The 15,793-nt window shown below is 39.3% G+C and carries 16 protein-coding genes and 4 tRNA genes; 7 read left to right on the forward strand and 13 right to left on the reverse strand.

Translation table 11 applies throughout. The features are described 5' to 3' along the window. Positions 1-29: 29 nt before the first annotated feature. The 3 genes from trpC to MST18_RS05650 are packed head-to-tail and all read right to left on the reverse strand — an operon-like array spanning position 30 to position 2,502. Entirely contained in the window at positions 30-836 is an 807-nt protein-coding gene (gene trpC / locus MST18_RS05640) for an indole-3-glycerol phosphate synthase TrpC (RefSeq protein WP_180132861.1), read from the reverse strand. Between the two features lie 16 nt (positions 837-852). Continuing rightward, complete coding sequence (gene trpD / locus MST18_RS05645; protein ID WP_168379163.1) at positions 853-1,899, reverse strand: anthranilate phosphoribosyltransferase; 1,047 nt, start codon at positions 1,897-1,899, stop codon at positions 853-855. Positions 1,900-1,917: 18 nt separating this feature from the next. Then, positions 1,918-2,502 (reverse strand): aminodeoxychorismate/anthranilate synthase component II, encoded by a 585-nt coding sequence (locus MST18_RS05650; protein WP_218952689.1) that lies wholly within the window; start codon positions 2,500-2,502, stop codon positions 1,918-1,920. Positions 2,503-3,390: 888 nt separating this feature from the next. Here MST18_RS05650 and glnA point away from each other — a divergent pair. Both glnA and MST18_RS05660 read left to right on the forward strand, forming a co-directional pair. Further along, positions 3,391-4,806, forward strand: coding sequence for a type I glutamate--ammonia ligase (gene glnA / locus MST18_RS05655; RefSeq protein WP_171319222.1), 1,416 nt, complete (start codon positions 3,391-3,393; stop codon positions 4,804-4,806). A gap of 96 nt (positions 4,807-4,902) precedes the next feature. Continuing rightward, positions 4,903-5,181 carry a hypothetical protein gene (locus tag MST18_RS05660; protein WP_180132860.1) on the forward strand — a complete coding sequence of 93 codons (279 nt, stop codon included), beginning with the start codon at positions 4,903-4,905 and terminating at the stop codon, positions 5,179-5,181. A gap of 84 nt (positions 5,182-5,265) precedes the next feature. Here MST18_RS05660 and MST18_RS05665 read toward each other — a convergent pair whose 3' ends face one another. Further along, the gene (locus tag MST18_RS05665; protein ID WP_180132859.1) at positions 5,266-6,180 is read right to left on the reverse strand and encodes a polysaccharide deacetylase family protein; all 915 of its coding nucleotides are present in this window, start codon (positions 6,178-6,180) and stop codon (positions 5,266-5,268) included. Between the two features lie 202 nt (positions 6,181-6,382). On the opposite strand from MST18_RS05665, the gene MST18_RS05670 reads away from it, so the two are divergent. The 4 genes from MST18_RS05670 to MST18_RS05685 all read left to right on the forward strand — a co-directional run bounded on the left by MST18_RS05670 (position 6,383) and on the right by MST18_RS05685 (position 9,799). Further along, positions 6,383-6,868 carry a chorismate lyase gene (locus MST18_RS05670; RefSeq protein WP_111884531.1) on the forward strand — a complete coding sequence of 162 codons (486 nt, stop codon included), beginning with the start codon at positions 6,383-6,385 and terminating at the stop codon, positions 6,866-6,868. A 22-nt stretch (positions 6,869-6,890) separates the two neighbouring features. Continuing rightward, positions 6,891-7,772 (forward strand): 4-hydroxybenzoate octaprenyltransferase, encoded by an 882-nt coding sequence (ubiA, locus tag MST18_RS05675; protein WP_180132858.1) that lies wholly within the window; start codon positions 6,891-6,893, stop codon positions 7,770-7,772. Between the two features lie 122 nt (positions 7,773-7,894). Further along, on the forward strand, positions 7,895-9,355 hold the full coding sequence (locus MST18_RS05680) for a S9 family peptidase (RefSeq protein ID WP_180132857.1): 1,461 nt from the start codon (positions 7,895-7,897) through the stop codon (positions 9,353-9,355). Positions 9,356-9,538: 183 nt separating this feature from the next. After that, positions 9,539-9,799, forward strand: coding sequence for a hypothetical protein (locus tag MST18_RS05685; RefSeq protein WP_168379169.1), 261 nt, complete (start codon positions 9,539-9,541; stop codon positions 9,797-9,799). A gap of 75 nt (positions 9,800-9,874) precedes the next feature. Here the strand turns inward: MST18_RS05685 and MST18_RS05690 are convergent, their stop codons facing one another. The 9 genes from MST18_RS05690 to MST18_RS05730 all read right to left on the reverse strand — a co-directional run bounded on the left by MST18_RS05690 (position 9,875) and on the right by MST18_RS05730 (position 14,432). After that, complete coding sequence (locus MST18_RS05690; protein WP_218949488.1) at positions 9,875-10,357, reverse strand: DUF2726 domain-containing protein; 483 nt, start codon at positions 10,355-10,357, stop codon at positions 9,875-9,877. A gap of 22 nt (positions 10,358-10,379) precedes the next feature. Further along, a tRNA-Asn gene (locus tag MST18_RS05695) sits at positions 10,380-10,455 on the reverse strand. A 256-nt stretch (positions 10,456-10,711) separates the two neighbouring features. After that, positions 10,712-10,787 (reverse strand) — tRNA-Asn (locus MST18_RS05700). Positions 10,788-11,003: 216 nt separating this feature from the next. After that, positions 11,004-11,079, reverse strand: a tRNA-Asn gene (locus tag MST18_RS05705). A gap of 5 nt (positions 11,080-11,084) precedes the next feature. Continuing rightward, positions 11,085-11,160 (reverse strand) — tRNA-Asn (locus tag MST18_RS05710). A gap of 376 nt (positions 11,161-11,536) precedes the next feature. Further along, complete coding sequence (locus tag MST18_RS05715) at positions 11,537-12,007, reverse strand: transposase family protein (RefSeq protein ID WP_213066213.1); 471 nt, start codon at positions 12,005-12,007, stop codon at positions 11,537-11,539. Continuing rightward, complete coding sequence (locus tag MST18_RS05720; RefSeq protein WP_067764127.1) at positions 11,955-12,350, reverse strand: transposase family protein; 396 nt, start codon at positions 12,348-12,350, stop codon at positions 11,955-11,957. Before MST18_RS05720 ends, MST18_RS05715 begins: the two co-directional genes overlap by 53 nt. Before the next feature lie 540 nt (positions 12,351-12,890). Further along, entirely contained in the window at positions 12,891-13,517 is a 627-nt protein-coding gene (locus MST18_RS05725; RefSeq protein WP_078192384.1) for a superoxide dismutase, read from the reverse strand. Between the two features lie 156 nt (positions 13,518-13,673). Beyond that, positions 13,674-14,432: a Nif3-like dinuclear metal center hexameric protein gene (locus tag MST18_RS05730; RefSeq protein WP_180133988.1), complete on the reverse strand. Its 759-nt coding sequence runs from the start codon at positions 14,430-14,432 to the stop codon at positions 13,674-13,676. A 169-nt stretch (positions 14,433-14,601) separates the two neighbouring features. Between MST18_RS05730 and MST18_RS05735 the strand changes: the two genes are divergently transcribed. Then, positions 14,602-15,780 (forward strand): S1C family serine protease, encoded by a 1,179-nt coding sequence (locus tag MST18_RS05735; RefSeq protein ID WP_180064993.1) that lies wholly within the window; start codon positions 14,602-14,604, stop codon positions 15,778-15,780. Positions 15,781-15,793: the final 13 nt, after the last annotated feature.

Genomic DNA, 15,793 nt, shown 5'->3' on the forward strand with positions numbered 1-15,793 from the left:
GGTGAGCGAACTCACCCTACATATTTCATTTATAATTTATCAGGCACACCAAAAAGCTCCTTAAACGCCTGATCAGGGCGTGGCTGCTTCATAAAACTTTCACCGACCAAGAATGCATGAATGTCATGTTCTTGCATCATGGCAACATCCGCAGGTGTTGCAATACCGCTTTCTGTCACCAGCAGGCGAGAAGGCTCAAGTAACTTTTTCAAACGTAATGATGTATTGAGGTCAACATCAAAAGTTTTTAAATTACGGTTATTGACGCCTAGTAGACAGTTGTCAGAAAGACGCATTGCACGCTCAAGTTCTTCTTCGTCATGTACTTCAACCAACACGTCGAGATTGTGCTCAAAAGCAGTTTTCGACATTTCTTCGAGTTGTTGATCAGACAAACAAGCCACGATTAATAAAATACAGTCCGCATGTAAAGCGCGTGCTTCAATTACACCATAAGGGTCAATTAAAAAATCTTTACGTAGCGCAGGTAAGTCACAGTTCGTACGTGCAATCTGAATGTTTTCATCGGCACCTTGGAAAAAATCCACATCGGTGAGAACAGACAAACATGCCGCACCAGCATCTTGATACTGCTGCGCAATTTCAGCAGGGTTAAAGTTTTCACGAATGATGCCTTTCGATGGTGATGCCTTTTTAATTTCAGCAATCACCCCCGGACGTTTAGAGCCGAGGTTTTGTGCAAAACCTCGAACAGGTGTAGCTGCTTGAGCTAGCTCTTCGACATCTTTATAGCTACGTTGTTTAAGACGGGCTGCAAATTCTTCTTTTTTACGTTCAACAATTTTACCCAAAATTGTATTGGCGATATCTACCATGATCTGTGTCCTAATCTTAAGCTTCGTATTCTTTTAAAGTTTTAGTAAATTCAGACAAAATGCCCATTTTTTCTAAGGCTTGACCGCCATAGATAATGTCATGTGCTAATGCAACACCTTGTTTATAGCTTTTGGTTAAGCCTGAAACATAAATGCCTGCGCCTGCATTTAGGGCAATCATATTCGCGGCTTTATCACCGAGTGCAGATTTGTTTTTACCTAAAGCATCTTTGATCAATTTTAGACTTTCCGCAGCACTATCTACAGATAGACCCGTTAAGGTTTGCGACTCGATATCTACAGCTTCCGGCTGAATTTCCCATTCAGTGACTTCGCCATCTTTGAGTTCAGCAACATAAGTACTTGATGCAAGGCTAATTTCATCTAAACCGTCTTTTGAATGCACCACCAAGACATGTTCTGCACCGAGTTGTTTTAAAACTTCAGCCATAGGACGACATAATTCTGTAGAGAAAACACCAATCACAAAACGTTTTACGCCGGCCGGATTCGTAAGCGGGCCAAGTAGGTTGAAAATACTACGGAAGCCCAATTCTTTACGTGGACCAGCAGCATATTTCATGGCTTTATGATGATTAGGTGCAAAGAGGAAACCCACGCCCATTTCACGAATACAGCGTTCAGTTTGCTGCATGTTCAGGTCAAGGTTGATTCCTGCTTGTTCTAAAAGATCAGAAGAGCCTGATTTTGATGAAACACCACGACCACCATGTTTAGCAATAGTTGCACCTGCTGCTGCAATAACAAAACTAGACGCAGTAGAGACGTTAAATAAGTTTTGACCATCACCACCCGTGCCAACGATATCTACCAAATGTGGCAGATCACTGACATCAATTTTGATCGCAAATTCACGCATTACACGTGCTGCGGCAGTGATTTCATCAATACTTTCACCTTTTTGGCGTAAGCCCATCATGAGTGCGCCAATTTGAGCATCGGTCGCTTCACCTTGCATGATGGTACGCATCACTTCTTCCATTTGAGGTTGAGTGAGTTCAATATTTTTCGTGATGTTATTTAAAGCTTGTTGAATATTCATAATATTTTTTGCACTCGATTATGCGTAAATTTCTAAGAAGTTTTTAAAGATTTGATGGCCATGTTCACTAAGAATTGATTCAGGGTGAAACTGCACGCCTTCGACAGGCAATGTCTTATGTTTGACTCCCATGATTTCTTCCATCGTGCCATCTCCTTCATTGGTCCAGCAGGTCACTTCTAAACATTCTGGCAAAGTCGCTTGATCAATCACCAAAGAGTGATAGCGAGTAGCGGCAAAAGGAGAAGGGAGGTTGCTGAAAATGCCTTGATCACTGTGATACATGTCAGATAAACGTCCGTGCATCACTTTTTTAGCGCGAATAATATCGCCGCCAAAAGCTTGTCCTATGGCTTGGTGGCCTAAACACACACCCAGTAAGGGAATTTTTCCCGCAAAGTGTTGAATCGCAGGAATTGAAATACCTGCTTCACTTGGCGAACAAGGGCCAGGACCAATGACTAAATACTTCGGTTGCCATCGCTCGATATCTTCTAAAGTCACGGCATCGTTACGTACAACTTTTACTTCCTGATTTAACTCGCCAAAATATTGGACGATGTTGTAGGTAAAAGAGTCATAATTGTCGATCATCAAAAGCATGAGCGTATTAACCTTTGAAATTTATGCACTTAACTGTGCTTTGAATAGTCCGAAATGATTCTAAATAGTTGTATATTGACCCAAATATCGTGTGGATATTTTTAATAGAAAAATAGTGAAATATTTAGAATGCAGCCAATCATAGCAAATATTATTCAATTTCTGCTGAACAATTTCGCCAAAGTTCATTGCAACTGAAATCATTTCAATAAATTTTCGACTTATAAATTTAGGATTTAAGTTGAACAAAGCAATCGGCTGAATTTAAGTGTTTAAAATGTGTTCAATTGATATTTTAAAAAGATCTGCTTGATGTCGTTAAAAATAGCAATTCAGGCTCTAGATGGAAAAATATGAACCGTTTTGAAGCAAAATCACCAAAATGGAGCACAATTAATGTAAAGGTAAATTGATTAAAATTAAAACAAAATGGTTAAATTAACGTCAAAAAATGGGTGCTTTACGGGCTCAAAAAATCTAAATATCGATCATGAATATAGTGATTACGCTGATTTTTTTCCATCTATAACTAGCTAAACCATTAGTTTCTCTCGTATTTAAATTCGATCTTAAAGCTTTGATAAAATCTCAATGATTTTATCGTTGAAAGCGATTAATCATTTTGGTGCATACTAGTGCAAAACCAAGTTGCACTATTTTGATACACCTGCGAGAAGTTTTTAAACAAAAGTGATGAAGAGTGGCTGAATATGGTGCATTTACTGTTACACACAGTATAATAGTCGAAAAGCAAGGAGCTAAAATCTTCTATTCTGATAAGGAATTCAATATTTTAGCTTGGCTTTTAAAAGTTGGTACGGTAATTGCTTAATAACTACCAACTACTAACACGCACTTCAGTGTGCACAAAAAAATCATCGGAGCAAAATGAGCATGGCGAACAAGGTCCTTCAACTCATCCAAGAAAGTGGCGCAAAATGGGTCGATTTTCGCTTTACTGATACTAAGGGTAAAGAACAACACGTAACTTACCCAGCAGATTCAATCGACGAAGATACGTTTGAAGATGGCAAAATGTTTGATGGTTCTTCAATTGCTGGTTGGAAAGGCATTGAAGCATCTGACATGATCTTACGTCCAGATGCAGAAACTTGTTTTATCGACCCGTTCTTTGCAGAAGCTACAGTTGTTGTGACTTGTGATGTTATCGAACCTTCAACTGGTCAAGGTTATGAACGTGACCCACGCTCTATTGCTCGCCGTGCGGAAGAATACCTAAAATCAACTGGTATCGGTGATACAGCTTTCTTTGGTCCAGAACCAGAATTCTTCGTTTTTGACGAAGTAAAATGGGACATCGATATGTCTGGCGCGCGCCACACATTAATCGCTGAAGAAGCTGCTTGGTCTACTGGTAAAGATTACGAAGCGGGTAACTCTGGTCACCGTCCACGTGTGAAAGGTGGTTACTTCCCAGTTCCTCCTGTTGATTCTTCACAAGATATGCGTGCAGATATGTGTGCAAAAATCGAAGACATCATGGGCCCAGGTCGTGTAGAAGTACATCACCATGAAGTTGCATCTTGCCAGCTTGAAATCGGTGTAAGCTTCAACACTATGGTTCGCAAAGCGGACGAAGTTCAACAGTTCAAATATGCGGTTTGGAACGTTGCTCACCAATATGCTAAAACTGCTACGTTTATGCCTAAACCAATGGTTGGTGATAACGGTTCAGGTATGCACGTTCACATGTCGATCTCTAAAGATGGCAAGAACTTGTTTGCTGGTGATGAATACGCTGGTCTTTCAGAAATGGCGTTGTACTTCATTGGCGGTGTGATCAAACACGCTCGTTCATTGAACGCAATCACAAACCCATCAACTAACTCGTACAAACGTTTAGTACCACATTTCGAAGCACCGATTATGCTTGCTTACTCAGCACGTAACCGTTCAGCTTCTATCCGTATTCCTTACGTTTCTAGCCCTAAAGGCAAACGTATCGAAGCACGTTTCCCAGATCCAATGATGAACCCGTACTTAGGTTTCGCTGCACTTCTTATGGCTGGTCTTGACGGTATCCAAAACAAGATCCACCCAGGTGAAGCTGCTGACAAGAACTTGTATGACCTTCCTCCTGAAGAAGAAGCTAAAATCCCTACAGTGGCTCATAGCTTAGATATGGCGCTTGAAGCTCTTGCAGCTGACCATGATTACCTTCTTAAAGGTGGCGTGTTCACTAAAGAAATGCTTGATGCTTACATCGAACTTAAAACTGAAGAAGTTCGTCGTCTTAACACGACAACTCACCCAGTTGAATTCGACATGTACTACAGCTTGTAATTCTGTACAGAATTTCACTGTAAAAAGACCCGCCTTGTGCGGGTTTTTTTATGAGATGGGTTAAGATAATGCAAAGATTTGAATGAATATCTAAACATGGCAAAACCACGTAAAAAACATACCGGTTTTTTTCCTTGGATTGATCCAGCGGATCAAGCAAAGGGATTTAAACTCAACTTCTCAGAAGTGACTTATTTGGAAGTGGGGCGGACCGTTGAAGGTTATAAGCAGGCTGAATTTGTCGAACTGAAAAACCCAGAGCTAGCATTGGAATTTGATTACCCAGAAAGTTTTTATATTACGACCGAAGGGCTGGTTCTGATTAAAACGCCGCAAGGCAAGTTTGAAGCCATTGCCAAGACAAATAACTTTTAATTCCACACTAAAAAAATTGAACTGAAAAAATGACCTGCAACACAACAGGTCATTTTTATTGAATATCCAATAATTCACCAACCGTCATTGCAAACCATGCTGTTTTAGATTATCGATTTCATAAGGCGCATCTTCGGCGGGGTAGCGTAAGTTTTCGAATCCTTTTGTTTTGGCAATCGACCAAATCACACTTTCACCCGCAGGGATGTTTTGACTGCGCTGCGCATATAAGGGGTCATGCAGGGCGTCCGCTGCTGAAATAAAAGTCCAGCCATGTTGCTGAAATGCAGTAATGACATCCTTCAAAAACGCAGCATTAATAGCATTCACATGTAAAAGTAAAACATGCTGTGGCGAACGATTTATGGTGAGCTGGGCAAGTTGGTCATAATAATCTGCTCGGTGAAGCAGGTGAGCAATATATGCTTGTTTTAGTCGGTCTAATTTGTCCTGATCTTGCAGTTTGGCATAGTCGAGATATTTTCGGTTATAAAACCAGTCACTGGCATCGATACTCACACCGCCAATGCGGTATTGATGCTGCTCTAACCATTGATAGACAGCATCACGTTTTTCAGCGCTATTACCTTCTTTTAAAAATGGATAACGATAGATACGTGTGTAATTCGGCAGCGTTTTTAACACTGTATCCGCATGTTCAATACTGTGCAGATAATCTTTTAATGTGACATTTTCTTTATTCAGATTTTGGTGCAGTGCACTATGATTGCCAATCAGGTGGCCAGATTGTCCCCACGCTTGAATCAGTTGCTTACCTTGATAATCACCAATTTTAATCAGGCTAGGGAAGACAATAGTTTTGATTTGTTGATCATGCAGATGTTTTAAAATTTGGGCATTGATTTGTTCCGCTTGTGCGTTAAACGCTGGATTTAATCCATCATCAAAACTGAGCGCAATAGATTTTGCTTGAGCCGTGATATTGGCACAAAGTAAAACGAAAAAAATAAAAACATATAGCGGCTTATATGGAAACATTATGCTTTGTAATTTAGTGGTTATCAACGACATCATACTGTGTATGTGAGGTTTGTGTTGATTACATATGTAATGAAGTGCTTAAGCTGTTTTGGTTTTGCTCATTTTACTGAAAACAAGCTATGGGTCATGAAAAACGATGTTGAGTTGGTTACACTAATGATTCGCTATACTCAGCAAATGGTTATAAGGGAAATGAAATATGCAGCGTCAAGCATGCGAAATGCGGGATAAAAGAATGTCTCCTGAATTAAGAACATGGTTGTATGCTTCGGGTTCATTAACCCAACAATTAACAGATTTTGCCCAAGGTGTATTTAAAGTTGAGCCGAGTATTGAGCAATTTCAACGTATGACGCTTCAAGATGCACGGTGGCTACAAATGCCAATACAGCACACAGCTTGGGTACGTGAAAGTTATTTATATGGCTGTGAAGCTGAGCCGTGGGTCAAGGCAAAAAGTATATTTCCAATCCTTAGCATACAAGGACGTGCGCGGATTTTTCAGCATATTGGTAAAAAACCGATCGGACATTTTTTATTTCAGCGTACCAATCCGAAGTGTGAGCGGCGTGTACTGTGGCTAGACGATGGTTGGACACGTCAGAGCTGTTATACTTGGCATGGTTGTAAATTTATTGTTCAGGAAACTTTTTTAGCGAGTTTTGAACAATATTTGCAGAAATAACATTACCAGATGAAGGACAGTCATGGCCGTGGTGCAACAAATTACTTGGCAGCAGCGTTTAGAAGCTTATTACTATTTATGTCGCTTCGATAAGCCAATTGGCACGGAACTGGTTTTTTGGCCAACCATGTGGGCACTGTGGATTGCCAATCAAGGAACACCGCAATTCAGTATTTTGATTCCCATGATTTTAGGCACGATATTTATGCGTGCAGCAGGTTGTGCGATTAATGACTTTGCTGACCGTAAAGTCGATGGTGCTGTGGAAAGAACCAAACATCGTCCTTTAGCCACTGGAGTGATTAGTGCTAAAGAAGCCATATATGTGTTCTTGATTTTGGTGCTTGCTAGCGCATGTATGTTGTTCTTTTTACCGATAGAAACTTTTTATTGGTCCTTTGGTGCATTGTTTTTAGCGTTCATTTATCCCTTTATGAAACGCTACACGCATCTGCCACAAGTATTTTTAGGCGCGGCATTTTCATGGTCGATTCCTATGGCTTATACCGCTGTGGGGCAAACACCTGATTTAACTTGTTGGTTATTGTATTTGGGTAATTTGGCGTGGACCGTTGCATATGACACACAATATGCCATTACTGACCGTGAATATGACTTGAAAATTGGCGTGAAATCAACTGCGATTTTATTTGGTAAATATGATATTGAAATCATTTCTTTATTACAGGCGCTAAGCATTGTACTGATTGGTTCTGCGTTGTATTCAGAAGATCTCTTGATGCCATTCGGTTTGCTCGCGTTATTGGCTGTGGCTGCCGATTTTATTTACCAGTGGACTAAAACCAAAGGCCGTGATCCGCAGTTATGTTTTTGGGCGTTTCGCCATAACCGTTGGGTAGGGTTTATGATTTTTATTGGAATTTTTATGGCATTGGCTCTTTAATGTCATTGATCTGAAACTTTTTAAAATGAACTAAAGCATCCTATTCGGGTGCTTTTTTTTATGCATTAATAAAAAGGCATGTAGTTTCATGTTTAAAGAATAATGATTAAAAAGGATATTTTATGAAACGTTCAAAAATAGCATTAGCTCTGACAGTTGCAGTTTCTATGCTGTCTTTAACCGCGTGTAATGACGATGATAATGACTCATCATCTTCGAATCAAAAATCAACATTTGTGTCTGAAGCAAATTATGCTTTCAATACAGTAGACAATACATCGTCCATTAAAGTCATGACCTATAACATGACAAATGTACAGGGGAAAGCAGCGACTGCAACAGCCTTGGTGTTATTTCCAAAAGCTACACAACCTAAAGATGGGTATCGCGTTGTGGTGTGGGAGCATGGGACAGTCGGAGCAGGAGATGAGTGTGCGCCAAGTAAAAATCTAATTCATCCACGTTTTAAAATTCTAGCTAACACGCTTATGGCGGCAGGTTATGTAATTGTGGCGCCAGACTATGAAGGCTTAGGAACCAAAGGAGTTCATCCATACCTTAATTTATCAAGTGCGGCAAATTCGGCGCTTACTGCAGTTAAAGCGGCAAAAGAACATTATGGTAAGCAACTCAATGGTCAGTGGATGTCGATTGGTCAATCGCAAGGTGGTCATGCATCCTTAGGCACGGCGGAATTTGCGAATACCGATACTAACTATAAAGGTGCAGTAGCAGCCGCACCTGCGTCGAGTTTAGGCACGATTATTAAGATTTATTTAGATCCAAAACTAAATGTTGATGCAAACGGTCAACCTAAACCCCATGGATTGAATAGATTGGATGAACAGTTGGCTCAAGTGCGTTATGCACTTAGTATGGGGCAGCTTTCTGAGGTTCAAGCACAAGCGTTAATTGATCAAATTGCAGATGGCTATGCTGAGCTTTTGGCATATGCTGCATTGACCAGTTCGGGTATTAAAGCCTATGAGCCAAATTATGATTTAAAAAATATCTTTACTGCTGATGCCGGTGTTATTGCAGAAAAAGCCTATGGACGTACAGGGGATGACGGTGCATGTTTAAGTTATGCCGATCCAAATGGCGCAAATGGTTTGCAAGAACAGTTTAAAGCAGCTGTGATTGAATTCTTAAAGGATCCAACGCATACGGTTTCACAGTATGGAATTGATTTGAATAAAATCGATACCGATCCTGTTGTTCAGAAATTTTTAAATGATAATCAACCAGCGACAAATGCAAGCGCTGATAAAGTGATTAAAGCGCCTGTGTATATTATTCAAGGTGCAAATGATCAGGCAGTTATTCCTGTGGTTACGCAAGCGCTATTTGCAAATATGAAAACACAAGCGAAGAAGTATTTCCCAGATGCAAATTATGCTGAAGGTTATCAATTAGACGTTGTGCCAAATGCAAGTCATACACAGGCAATTATCTGTAGAAATGCGCAAGCGGTCGAATTTATTCAAGCTAAAATGTCTGCAGGTACAGGTATTGTCTTAACCAATGAGCAAAAAGATGCAAGCCAAAGTCCACATTGTAAGGGGGTAGCTGCTTCAAGCTAAGTTTTTTCAATAATAAAAAAAAGGAGCATGTCTCCTTTTTTTGCATATTGGATTATTAATCATTCAATCCGTGAAAATGAGGGGGTACAGTTAGTTCGAGCAAAGAATGTTATGAAGACTTGAGCGAATTTTGTTTTTTGCTATATTGGGCGTCGAATTATTTATGTAAATGAAAGAATCGTTATGTCTGAAGTAAAGCCAAAACCCAATACCAAAAAGATGATCATTTTGATGGCACTTGGGCTATTGATTCCTATATTTTTGGTCAGTATGGCTTTTCTTGCAGTCAATAGTGATGCCAAAAACCAAGAAAAATATAAGCAACAACAAGCTGAAATGATTGAGCGTATTAAAGCAAAAGAAGCACAAGATGAGGCTTTGGCTGCTGAGGCTGACCAAGCAGTATCAGAAGTGCTGGCAGCTCAAGAGTCAAATGCTCAATAAAATTCTGCTTACGTTATGGATGTGAATGCAATGCGCATTCACCCAATGTTTGATTGTACTTTAGGTATTTAACAACTATTTATTTACATCATGCCTGAGCGTGTGAACTGTTGGAATACTGGTGTAGCGGATTACACGGTAGCCAGCTTCTTCAAGCATTGCATCACGTTCAGCATCTTCTTGCTCTTTGCCTATATGACTGGGGTCATCCAGTTCGATAATCACAAGCACATTATAAGTTTGGTCAAGTATGACAAAATCAGTGACTTTTCGATTAAATCTATTTCTGATTTTGTAATTTTGAGTGGTGATCAGTGCGCTAAACGCCACTTGGGCTAAAATGTGGTAGTCCGGAAATGCTTCATTTAATCGATGAAACATCTTACTTTCAAAGGCAGTGATTACACGACGTGGGAAAAACTTTTGTTTGCTTCTAAACAGTCTGGGAAAGACTAAGCAGACAAGGGCAAAAGTTGCCAAGCAACCAATAATAAAAAATATGAACTGACTTAGATCTGGCACGGAATAAACTACATATATGAAAAAAGCCCACGTCATGATGCGTGGGCTTTTTAGAATTTGGCTCTCCAACCTGGGCTCGAACCAGGGACCTGCGGATTAACAGTCCGTCGCTCTACCGACTGAGCTATTGGAGAATCTGCACGCATTCTATGGGGCAAATGCAGTGAGGTCAAGTCAGAATTGCAAAAAATAAGGAAATTTAGGCTGAATGTATTAAATATAAACACCTTTAATATAAAGCGTTTTTAAAACTTAAGCTCTGACTATTCTTTCTAATGTGGTCGGAGAGCTAAGTGAATAGCTTAGGTCATAGAGCAAGTTATACTTATCTTAAAACAAAAGTCAGAGCATAAAAAAAGCCCACGACATAATGCGTGGGCTTTTAGAATTTGGCTCTCCAACCTGGGCTCGAACCAGGGACCTGCGGATTAACAGTCCGTCGCTCTACCGACTGAGCTATTGGAGAATCTGAAGTGGATTCTAAAGATGTATGGGAGGGTGGTCAAGCCTGATTTAAATAAAATACAGAAAAATCAAATTAAGTGTTTTAAAAATAGCCGAATCAGACAGGTTAGTACTTATACGGATACTTTTAGGAAAGCATAAACAAAAAAGTAGGTATGCTTTGTTAAATAGTTGGCGATAAAAAACCCACTTCGCAATGAGTGGGCTTTTTAGAATCTGGCTCTTCCACCTGGGCTCGAACCAGGGACCTGCGGATTAACAGTCCGTCGCTCTACCGACTGAGCTATGGAAGAATAGATGGCTCTCCAACCTGGGCTCGAACCAGGGACCTGCGGATTAACAGTCCGTCGCTCTACCGACTGAGCTATTGGAGAATCTGATGCGCATTTTAGGGATGAATTTTAAAGTGGTCAAGCAGATTTGATGAAATGACTATTTGAATGTTTTTTTATTGTTCAAGTCTAGAAATTTTTTCTTAAATAGCGGTTATTTTTGAATTTTTTTATATCATCTAGGTTGCTGATTTGCTTTATCGTCAAATTTTGTAGATTTAAATTTTTAAGCGTAGTTATACGTTTCTCTTGATCTAAAGGAATTATAATTTGGAATAATAAATATATTTCTAAAATTTGATGGTTTGCGAAGGTATCTAAATGAAATTTAGAAAAAGACATAACAGGTTTAATGGTGTTTTGGAGTAGATTAAAAAGATTTTGATTGTGTTTGAATACAATAGACTTCTTTCATAATTCATTTTTTGCTCAGCTCTAAATTATAGATTCCCGCAATTAAATTGAATCTTAAGCCCAGTCTTTTTCCTCGATTACGATATCGCTCGGCAAGGATTTTGAAAGTTTTTAAACTACCAAATACATGCTCAACCCCAATTCTTCTTTTGTTGATTTCTTGATTATAGATTTTTAGTTCAGGATCCAATTTACAGCGCTTTTTTGCTTTTAATGGCAACAAGCTATTTGGATACACTGCGTAAATCCCTTGATAGCCTTTATCTGCAAGGATAAAGGCACCTGCCGGAATCTGATGTAAGTTTCGTTTGAAGAGTTCGAAATCATGTACAGCACCACGATCAGTGCATAAACTCATAATTTGCTGAGTTCTATAATGAATGATGGCCTGAACTTTGAAAGTATGTGCCTTCTTTTTGCCACTATAGCTTTTCTTCTGTTTTTTTAGGTCTTTGTATTGGAATTTCTGTGGCATCAACAATCACCACGTTCCAGTCGATGCCTTCGCCCTCAGGCAAATGCTTCGGTAAATTAAATAAATTGGACTTGATCAGGCAGTCCTCTACATGACGGACAATTCTTGAAGCAGTCGGCTCTGACACACCATAACTTGTTGCAACATGGAACAAGGTTCGGTATTCACGCCAATAACTTAAGCACAGAAGGATTTGATCTTCTATGCTCAATTTAGTTGGTCTACCTTTAGCAGGAACATGCATTTTCAGTTGTTCAACCATTAAATCAAAGGTTGACCATGATATGCCGGTGTATCGCTTAAATTGTGTTTCAGAAAGCTTCTTTGAATCGATATATTTCATCCGCAGATTATGCATGAATATTTAAAATTCTTCGGTACAAATAATCAGCAAGAGACTGTTCGTTTTTTGATTTATGAAAGAGGCTTAATCCTTAATAAATATTCATTACCGACAGGTAATAGTTTGTAGTGACTTTTTGTGTTGTTAATGGATATGCTTTCTATTTGATCATAGTTAAACTGAATTTTCATTATATAAAGTTGAATTATACAATGACTTTCGAAAAATCTAATTTGTGGCAGTCCATTTTTGATGATAAGTAAAATTAAGACGAATTCCATAATTGATAATCCAGTCAGTATTAGTGCTGAATTAAAGCTATATTTAATAGATTCTTGAACATAAGAGTAACTCACATACAGGATTATAGTGATAAAGATAAACATCACTAATATTTTGGTATATTTTGCTTTTATGATTAGTAATGGCTCTTGATTCATTCTTTTGTGTAATATTGTTTGTTATGGCAGTATGATATTTAAAGCATAAAAAATCACCCTAAAAGGGTGATTTTTTTGACTTTTGAATAAGTTTTAAAACTTATTTTTCAACGCCAGCAGCTTGACCTGCATATTTAGCGTTTGCATAGTCCCAGTTCACTAGGCTTTCTAAGAAAGTAGAGATGTATTTAGGACGAGCGTTACGGAAATCGATGTAGTAAGCGTGTTCCCAAACGTCGATAGTCAACACAGCAACTTTACCGTGAGCAAGTGGAGTGTCAGCATTTGAAGTTTTAAGGATAGAAAGGTTGCCGTTTACTTCGTCAGCAACTAACCAAGCCCAACCTGAACCGAACTGAGTTGCAGCAGCATTTGCAAATTCTTCAGCGAATTTTTCGTAAGAACCAAAAGCTTCGTCGATTTTAGCTGCTAAAGCGCCAGTAGCTTTACCGCCACCGTTTTTAGCCATACAGTTCCAGTAGAATGTGTGGTTCCATACTTGAGCTGCATTGTTGAAGATACCAGCTTTAGAAGCATCGCCTTTAACAGCAGTGATGATTTCTTCTAAAGTTTTGCCAGCAAGGTCAGTACCTTCAATTGCTTTGTTTAGGTTAACCACATAAGTATTGTGGTGTTTGTCGTGATGGTATTCTAAAGTTTCTTTGCTGATATGAGGAGCAAGATCTTCGTAACCGTAAGGTAACGCTGGTAAAGTAATCGTTGTCATGTTTTCAATTCCTTGCATTTTGCTGGGTTTTGACATTAAGTGCCGTTATTGTAATAGATTCTTGCAGTAAAATGCGCATTGCTTATAAATAACAATACAGAATAAAGCCTGAAAATATACGTATAAGGGCTGAGTCAAAGACCAAGACGATTTAAATTAAATCGGGTTGTTTAATTCGAAATAACTATACTCAATATTGAACTGTTCTGAAATAGCTTTTGCGAGTCGTTGTACACCATATCTTTCAGTTGCATGATGTCCACATGCATAATAATGCACATTTAATTCTTCAGCTTCGTAAAAAGTACGTTCACTCACTTCACCTGAAATGTACGCATCACAATCTAATGCAGCGGCTTTGCCAATAAAGTCCTGTGCGCCGCCCGTACAAAAACCAATTTTTTGAATAGATGGTTTATCTGCTGGTAGGTGAATGACATTAAATCCTAATTTTTCAGAAACAAAGTCTTTAAACGCCGCTGGAGTCATTGCTTGTTTTAAATAACCAACATTGCCAATAGGATTGCGCTCAGTAGGATCTAAGGCTTCAATATTCTCTAATTCGAGCAAATCTGCTATCGCTGCATTATTACCTAAAATAGGGTGACTATCTAAAGGTAAGTGATAGCCAACTAATGAAATATCTTTTTTGATCAGGGTTTTGATGCGTTTGCCACGCATACCTGTGATTGGGTAAGCTTCACCTTTCCAAAAATAACCATGGTGTACCAATAGCAAATCAGCTTTTGCTGCTATCGCGGCTTCAATCGCTGTTTGTGATGCGGTAACTGCACATAGAATTTTATGCACTTCTGCTGAGCCTTCAATTTGCAAGCCGTTGGGAGCATAGTCCTTAAATTCATGTGCTTTGAGTGTGCTGTCACACCACTGAATAATTTCACTTAACTGAGCCATATACTGTCCAAAATCTCAAAGAGATGCATCAAAATTTACGATTGTTTAAATTGTAACTAAAGAATCACAAATCTCTGTGTTTATTTTTAAGTTTGTTGAAAATATTACATTACAATACGATATAAATTATTTAGCCATCAATGAATTATAAAATTTAGAGGATATAGACGTGCGTCGGACCTTTACATGGTTACCTTGGGTATTATTAATACTTGTGATCATCGGTTTCTTTACATGGCAACAGGTTCAAAAACCTAAAGCACCCATTGCCCCAGATGGGGTTAAAATGCCTGCAGAAAAGGTTGAGCCCCTCATTGATACATCGCGTACAGGCGGTGTAGTTTCGTATAGTGCTGCGGTAAAAGTTGCTGCTCCAGCGGTTGTCAATATTTTCACTACGCAAAAAGTGAAACAATTGGATCATCCTTTATTAAATGATCCGGTTTACCGTGAGTTTTTTGGTAATCAACTTCCAGATCAAACTAATCAAAACGAAAATAGTTTAGGTTCAGGTGTGATTGTTCGTCCAGATGGCTATATTTTGACGAATAACCACGTGATCGCACAGGCCGATCAGATCGTTGTGGCTTTACATGATGGTCGTCGTGCTGAAGCGAAAGTTGTGGGTACAGACCCAGATACAGACCTAGCTGTGATTAAGATTGAAATGAGTCAATTACCGGTTTTGCCATTTAAGCTAAGTGGCAATGAAGTCGGTGATGTCGTCCTAGCGATTGGTAACCCTTTTGGCGTAGGTCAGACGGTTACACAAGGGATTATCTCAGCTACAGGTCGTTCAGATTTGGGAATCAACACTTACGAAGACTTTATTCAAACAGATGCGGCGATCAACCCCGGTAACTCTGGTGGTGCTTTAATTGATGTTGCAGGGAACTTAATTGGTGTAAATACCGCGATCTTCTCGCAGTCAGGTGGCTCTTTGGGGATTGGTTTTGCCATTCCTGCAAAAGTGTGCCAACAAGTGCTGAACGCTATTTTAAAAGATGGGCGAGTGGTACGTGGTTGGTTAGGTATTAGTTTACTTCCAATTAAACAAGAAAATATTTTAGATCCACGGGTGAATGGCGTGATTGTGGCAGATGTCATTCGCAATGGACCTGCAGCACAAGCAGGTTTAAAACGTGGTGATAAAATCATGAAAGTGAATAATGAGCTAATTACCTCGACTTCGCATTTAATCAACTACGTTGCACAACAAGCGCCATTGAGCACTATGCAAATTGACATTGAGCGAGACGGAAAGGTGATGACATTACCTGTACAAGTGGGAGAGCGTAAACCGCAAACTCAAAACAGTGACTCGCAATATATTCCATTACCCCGCTAGCATAGAAAATCCC

Source organism: Acinetobacter sp. YH12068_T (genome assembly GCF_024606005.1).
In the GTDB taxonomy this organism is placed as follows: Bacteria; Pseudomonadota; Gammaproteobacteria; order Pseudomonadales; family Moraxellaceae; genus Acinetobacter; species Acinetobacter amyesii.

Coding starts and splice junctions, on each gene's coding strand:
- trpC (WP_180132861.1), bottom strand. CDS start 836: ATGGTAGATATCGCCAATACAATTTTGGGTAAAATTGTTGAACGTAAA.
- trpD (WP_168379163.1), bottom strand. CDS start 1,899: ATGAATATTCAACAAGCTTTAAATAACATCACGAAAAATATTGAACTC.
- MST18_RS05650 (WP_218952689.1), bottom strand. CDS start 2,502: ATGCTTTTGATGATCGACAATTATGACTCTTTTACCTACAACATCGTC.
- glnA (WP_171319222.1), top strand. CDS start 3,391: ATGAGCATGGCGAACAAGGTCCTTCAACTCATCCAAGAAAGTGGCGCA.
- MST18_RS05660 (WP_180132860.1), top strand. CDS start 4,903: ATGGCAAAACCACGTAAAAAACATACCGGTTTTTTTCCTTGGATTGAT.
- MST18_RS05665 (WP_180132859.1), bottom strand. CDS start 6,180: ATGTTTCCATATAAGCCGCTATATGTTTTTATTTTTTTCGTTTTACTT.
- MST18_RS05670 (WP_111884531.1), top strand. CDS start 6,383: ATGCAGCGTCAAGCATGCGAAATGCGGGATAAAAGAATGTCTCCTGAA.
- ubiA (WP_180132858.1), top strand. CDS start 6,891: ATGGCCGTGGTGCAACAAATTACTTGGCAGCAGCGTTTAGAAGCTTAT.
- MST18_RS05680 (WP_180132857.1), top strand. CDS start 7,895: ATGAAACGTTCAAAAATAGCATTAGCTCTGACAGTTGCAGTTTCTATG.
- MST18_RS05685 (WP_168379169.1), top strand. CDS start 9,539: ATGTCTGAAGTAAAGCCAAAACCCAATACCAAAAAGATGATCATTTTG.
- MST18_RS05690 (WP_218949488.1), bottom strand. CDS start 10,357: ATGACGTGGGCTTTTTTCATATATGTAGTTTATTCCGTGCCAGATCTA.
- MST18_RS05715 (WP_213066213.1), bottom strand. CDS start 12,007: ATGCCACAGAAATTCCAATACAAAGACCTAAAAAAACAGAAGAAAAGC.
- MST18_RS05720 (WP_067764127.1), bottom strand. CDS start 12,350: ATGAAATATATCGATTCAAAGAAGCTTTCTGAAACACAATTTAAGCGA.
- MST18_RS05725 (WP_078192384.1), bottom strand. CDS start 13,517: ATGACAACGATTACTTTACCAGCGTTACCTTACGGTTACGAAGATCTT.
- MST18_RS05730 (WP_180133988.1), bottom strand. CDS start 14,432: ATGGCTCAGTTAAGTGAAATTATTCAGTGGTGTGACAGCACACTCAAA.